This is a genomic window from Geobacter sp. OR-1 (assembly GCF_000813145.1).
In the GTDB taxonomy this organism is placed as follows: domain Bacteria; phylum Desulfobacterota; class Desulfuromonadia; order Geobacterales; family DSM-12255; genus Geoanaerobacter.
This window is the reverse complement of the sequence record NZ_BAZF01000043.1, coordinates 1-6,615: the sequence shown is the minus strand read 5'-3', so window position 1 is coordinate 6,615 and position 6,615 is coordinate 1. Positions and strand designations below refer to the sequence as shown.

The following is a 6,615-nucleotide window of genomic DNA, read 5'->3' as shown; positions in this document are numbered from 1 at the left end:
GACACCCTTGGCGCCGGTGGCATGGCAGGCCAGGCAGACGCCGTTCTTACCGTAGACGGGATCGTTGAAGTTTCTGAGCCGCATCGGGTTGGCGGTGTTGCCATGGGGCACGGCGTCGTATTCGTGGCAGTAGAGGCACGGGTCGCCGGTTGCCCCGGCCACCCGGGCCGAGGTCGAGAAGCCTGCAAACGGGCTACCGGTGACATCGTATGTGCCGGTCTGCTTGCCATGGCCGGAGTAGCTCCACTCGGCCCGGCCAATCTTGGCCATGGTGCTGTTGTTGAACCCATAATTGACCACATCGTTATTGGCAAAATGGCAGTCACCGCATTTGTTGGTTCCACCCCACACATAAACCTTGTTCAGCGTAGCGCCACCATGACAGTAAACGTTGGTACAACTCGATTTGGTCGTTGGCGGGCTGGTTGTTGCGGTAGCATTGAAGTTGACCGCCTGACCGATAAATATCCTGGATGTGTTCGGGTTGATGTTATATGCCTTGTTAACATGGTTCACTACGTTGGTTATCGTAGTGCCGTTGTTTGTGACATTATAGTGGCAGTAGTCGCAGCTGAACCCCCAAGGCTCGCCATGGTGTTTTGGATGGCTATTGGCCTTGCCATTGGTGCCGTTGGCATAAGAAGGCCCGGTGGTAGTCCCGCCGGCATGACAGCTGTCGCATTGAGTCGGGACCGGGTTGTTCCCACCCCATGAGATAAATCCGGTGGAGTAGTCGGTGAATGATCGCCCCTGTCCGTGGCAGTAGCCGTTCTTGCACTGTTGGGTTTCAGGGTTCCATTTGAAGGCGCCGGTTCCAACAGCAGTGCTTACAGATATGTTTCTGAACCCGTTGGGGTGGAGACGGCGGGATCTGAGGGTTGTATTATTGGTGGCGGTAGAATAGTGGCATGCCCCGCAGGTTACCGTTGTGTTGCCGTTGTAAGCGGTTCCATGTTTGTCGTGCGCCTTTGACCACGTTGTTGTCGCCGGATTGTCGCCGGACTTGTTGTGGCAATTCCCGCAACTGGCTGTAACCTTGGCCCATCTCATGATCGCCTTTGGCGGTCCGCCCCTGCCGTCCGAGTGGCAGTAAGTATTGCAGTTGGTACCTCTTGAGAAGATATATCCGGCGCCGTCCATCCCCAAACCGCTCATCCCCCTGAATACCGTCTCAGGACGGGTTGCTCCGGCAGGGACATTGAACGGCAACTGCAGGACGACCTGGGCTGCCGAGCCGTTGGCAGCAGCAGGACCGCTGACATGGTAGGTGGTTTGCTCGTTGGGTCCTCCAGGGTGACAGGTACCACATCCGAAAATATTCCCGCTGGTGCCGGACCTGTTGTCGCTCAACCAGCCGGTGGACACCGATGCGCGGGTGCTGGTGGCATAATGTTTTACGTGACTGGAAGAAAGCCCGTATGCCGCCCTGTTGCTGGCCTCGTGGCAGGTACTGCAGCTGTTGGTACCGGTTATCCAGTTCTGCGGCCTCCTCGCATGGCACCAGGTGTTATTGCAGGTATTAGTGCCTTTCGTCCAGTTTCCGGAGAAGTTCCCCAATTTCAAAAAGGTAACATCCAGCTGCTTGTTGATATGCTTGACATCGGTCCCGTTGTAGATCGACTGGCCGTCGCTGGCAACGGTATTGGAATGGCAGTCATTGCAGGTCAGACGTACATGCGGGATGGTACCGGAATTGGTAACGTGGTTGGTATGGCGACCACTCGATACTGTTGAAACGTTGCCGAAGATCCCTTTATGGCAATAGTCGCAATTGATCGTCCCCTCATCGGCATTGGTCATCGCGCTCCAGATCTTGGGAGGATTCTTGAACAGCCCGGCGCCATTGGAGTGGCAATAGGTGGTGCATTTTACTGCAGGATCAAAGGCAATTGTCCCGGTACCATCAGCACGCGGACCCCAAGCCACGTTTTTAGTGCCGTTGATATGGTTTGACTTGGTACTTATTGAGGTGTCGCCCCGGAAAACGGTATTGAAGTGACACTCGTAACAGTTGAAATTGAAGTTCTTGAACCGGCCCGCATCGTTGTGCACATGGGCTCGATGGCCGTTGGAATCTATCGGGTTTGTCGACGCCACGTTGCCACCATGGCACGACGCGCATTTGGCATCAAGAGTTCCACCCTCCCATGAAGGAGAGTTGGTCGGATGACAGTACACATTGGCGCAGGTGTCGCCATTATAACTGAGTGAGCCTGCTACGCTGTTGCCGGTCACGTTGATAAAACCGTTGGGGTGGCGATCACGGCGGTTCGCAATCAGGGTGTTGTTGCCCGAAGCAGTCCCGGCATGGCAGGAATTGCAGGTTACGGTGGAAATCTTGCTGTCCAGATGGCCGCTATGCGCACCCGACCACGACGGAGAAGCGTCGCCGGCCTTGTTGTGGCAGTCGCCGCAATTCATGGTGGTTGAAGACCAGTATGCCGTTGTAACAGGCGCCCCACCCTTGCCGTTTGAGTGGCAGTAGGTACTGCAGGTGGTACCGGAAGAAAACTGGAATCCTCTGCCGTCGGTGTTAATGGGGGTTGTACCCCTGGTCACCGCATTGGTAAGATTCGCAGCAGGTTTGTTGACCGTGAACGGCAGGTTGATCGTTGTTACAAGTTCCGCAGCTGTGCCGTTGGGAGTGGGACCGTTCACATGAGTCGCGGCAGGATCGGTTGGATGACAGACGCCGCAGGTAAATATGTTGGAGCTTGCCGATCGATTCTGAACCGACCAGCCGTCAGTAGGGCTGTTGGTCGGCATTGCAGCGGTATTGAAATGTTTGAGATGGGCCTTTGAGAGACCGGAATTGTCTGTGCCACTGGTGTAGTTACTGGCGCGGTGGCAACCTTCGCAATTGAGAATCGCGGTATTGGTCCAGACGGCAGGCTGCATGCCGTGACAGTAACTGTTGGCGCAGGTTGAAGATGACTTGGTCCAGGCGCCGGAAAGGTTGGCAAACTTCTTCATGTTGACGTTGAGAGCTTTGTTGATATGGCTGCCGGCCGAACCTCCGGCAATGGCGGTACCATCAGAAGAGACCGTCCTCGTATGACATCCTGAGCATGTCACCGGAGCGTGCGGAACCGGTCGCCCGGTGCTGCCGATATGGTTTCTGTGGCGGTTGGATGAAACAGCGGCAAACTGGCCGTCCTGGCCTCCGTGGCAGAAGTTGCACTGGGCGGTTCCCTCCTGGCCGTCGGTAGTTACAGCGGTCCACGATTGCCCAGGGGTCTTGAAATTCCCCTGGCCATTGGAGTGACAGTAGATATTGGCGCAAGTGCCGTTATATGCCATGCCGCCGGAAGACTTGGGCCCCCAGTTGACGTTCTTTGCGCCGTTGACATGCAGAGTCCGGTCAGAAACAGTCGTATCGCCGCTTACCACCGCATTGTGGCACTCGACGCAACTGAAGGCAACGCCGTTGTAAGCAGGGCTCTCGTTCTTCACGTGTGCCTTATGGGCATTCTGAATTAACGGGTAAGCGGATGCGGAACTGCCGCCGTGACATCCAACGCAGTCGGCAAACCCGGCAGTATCCCCCCAGGTCGGTGATGCCACAATTCCCGGATTGCCGCGGCCGTCACTGTGGCAGTTGATATTGGCGCACTGGCCGTAAGAGGCGCTCGGCGCCAGCTGACCAGTAAAACCGCTCGCTTCGCCCCTGTAGGTTGCGGCTGCGCCTATTTTGGGGTCTGAGGTGTCGAGATCCCAGGGGAGATCCCCCTGGACATGGGAATTGCCGCTGGATGACGGATGGCACTTAGTGCAGGCTATTTCATAGTTGCCGGAGGCTAAACTCTTGGCATGTTTGATATGGCTCCCGGTAGTAACGGGGTTGCTGGCGTCGGCGCCATGGCAGGTACCGCATGTGGCCTGACCTGTTCCGGTCCATTGCGGGATAATGTTGGTGCCGCCGGTGAGCGGTTCTCTCAAATTGCTGCCGGTTGCTACACCGCCGCCGTGACAATAGAGGTTGCTGCATTTGTTGGCATTTACATACGTTGTCACAATCGGCGCCATGGTCGTATTCGGGGTGCTCGACTTGATCGGGTAACCCCTGTTAGCTCCGGAATACTGCACGTACGTCCCGCTCGTCACCTTGCCGCCGAAACCGTAAAAACCGAGCTGGATCGTATTCGAGAGTCCCGGCATCTTGGTGGTGCCGTCACTGATGTAGTGACAGGTATTGCAGTTCAGATCGTGACTGGCATGAGTCCGGTGCGCCCCGGCATTGCCTGTCGGCAGTGCATTGCTCGCCCGCGGGGTTCCGATCATGCCGGAATAGCCGCCAAGGGTTACGGATGTGGGCGGATTGCCGTGGCAGCCGCCGCAAGCAGCCTTAAAGCCGGTGTTGTGCGAATGGCAGGAAGTACAGACTGCCTTGGGTGTGGGATGATTCATGTTTGCCGGCAGTGTCCTGCTGGAATCGGCATTGTGGTACAGGGTCTGGCTGTGGCAAACTTCGCAGATCCTGCTGGAACTGCTGTGTACTTTGCTGTCATCCCCCATACTGGTTACGTTTTTGAAGGCGACGTCAACCGAAAGCTGCCCGTTGGGAAAGGTGTGCGTGGTCGAGGTATTGTTCATGACCGAAATGGTCTTGCGGATATTTTTTATGTTTTTCGCATTCGGCTCATGACAGGTGGCACAGGTAAATTTGCCATATCTCCCGCCTGCAACGCCCCAGCCACCCGGCCATTTGGTTGACCCGGTATCTTTGCTGTTATGCATCAGGTCAACTGCCCCGACATCCGATGGGGAGAGAAAGGCAACCAGCAGCAGGCATGATACCAACCCTACCGCGATCCCCTTGGTGCGTATTATAAAGCTGCAGGAAAAATTCTTCTGCTTTGCCATGATATCATCACCTTTTCTTGCGTGTGTAATCTTCATTGTATCTATCCCCATTGCACCATACTACTGATCTGCGTGGCAGCTCATGCACTGGAGCTTATCATTCCCCCAGGTTATACCGGGCTGATTGACGTGACAGGCGGTCAGACAGGTTTTGGTCTGTGAATCCCAGCTTGACCCACCGATATTGGTACTGTCAAACGAGGCGTCATTCTTGTATTCGCCGTTACGTGTCCAGTATCCTCCGGCATTGGCGACATTGGAGAGCTGGGCCTTGGTCTTGAATGTGCCGGAAACGAACGCAACATCTTTTTTCCCGTTTACGTGCAGACTGGTCCCAATGATATTGCCTGCCTGAAGCTTGGTCCTGGTGGATGAGGTGTGACAGGAAGCGCATTCAAAGAGGCTGCCGGTGCCGAACATCGCATAGGTGTCCGGCTTGCCGGAATCGACAATACCGTCATGACAAGTTACGCAGCTGACGGTGGTTGCCAGACCAGCATTACCATGAGCGGCATTGCCGGCTGCAGTATAGCCGATGAAACCGTTGCCGCTGTTGCCCACGTAAGTACTGTTGAAATGAATGCCGACAAGGTGGGCCGATTCCTGGTAAGGGGGAGTCCCGTTGTTGCCAAGGCTGCTCTCCGCGACATAGTGCGACTGGCCGGAGTAGCGCGGCGGGTTGTCGTGGCACATGCCGCAGCGGTTGGCCACCGAACCGGCAGTACTGTACCAGTCGGGTGTGGTCCTGAAATCGTTCTGCGCCTGGTCAGTAGACCGGCCACTGCTGTGGCAGTAGACCATGGAGCAGGTAACGCTGACCTTGGTAGTCCCGGTTATGCCGCTTCCCGGAGTATTCAGGAAGTCTACAGTGGCGTTGTTAAGCCCGGCCAGCGAACTTCCACCAACTTTATTCCTGTTTATCGTTACATCAACATGGCCGTCCTGATGATGCCCTTTATCGGTCGGATGGCAGTTGGCACAACCGATCCGGTACTTGCCGTTGTCGGACTTGATGGCCGTGTAGTTGTACATGGTAACCAGGCCGCTGGTGATCATGTCGCTGATGTGCGTGGCATGAACCCCGGGCTTGGTGGTCAGATCGCCGTGACAAGTGGCGCAACCAGCTGTCGAACCCCACTGGATTGATGTTCCCGAACCGTGACACGAAACACTGGAGCAACTCTTATCCAATGGGTTGTAGCTGCCGCTCCTGCCATTGCCGATCCGGACGTCAGGTGTCCCGTTGATATGGTAACCGCTGTCGTTGATCGCTCCGGCAGCGGTGACCGAATCGACGTGGCAGTTGGCGCAGGTGGATAATCCGGCACCGACATGGCTTCCGGTGTGGGTGTTGGCTCTGTATAAGCCCGGACCTTCGCTCTTGTAGTTCGGCTCGCCGACGGTGCTGGTGAAGTACCCGGTCTGGGTGTCGTTGCCGTGGCAACCTTTACAGTCGCTGAAGACGACTGCGGAGTTCCAGCCGGTTCCGGCGGTGAACGGCGCATTTATCCGCCCTTTGCCGTCGCTGTGGCAATAGACGTTGCTGCAGATGCCGTCAGTGACGTTGTAGCTCCGGCCGGCACGAACACCGGAGTAGTCTTTGAAGGTGTTGGCGTGCAGCGCTTCGTTGCTGATGGTGTCGTTGCTGCTGACGGTCTTGGCATGGCAATCGACGCAGCCGAACGCCTTGCCGAGGCTCGGGTTGGCGGTTACGCTGATATGCGCGCTGTGCTTCTTGGTCGTCAGCGTGAA

2 protein-coding genes are annotated in these 6,615 nt (G+C 56.3%); both read right to left on the bottom strand.

The genetic code is table 11. From position 1 onward, the window contains the following. Positions 1–4,899: CxxxxCH/CxxCH domain-containing protein (locus tag OR1_RS20290; protein WP_052440725.1), on the bottom strand; the 4,899-nt coding region annotated here is incomplete at its 3' end. A gap of 24 nt (positions 4,900–4,923) precedes the next feature. Beyond that, positions 4,924–6,615, bottom strand: a 1,692-nt coding sequence (locus OR1_RS20285; RefSeq protein ID WP_041974941.1) for a CxxxxCH/CxxCH domain-containing protein, incomplete at its 5' end; no start/stop codon positions are given.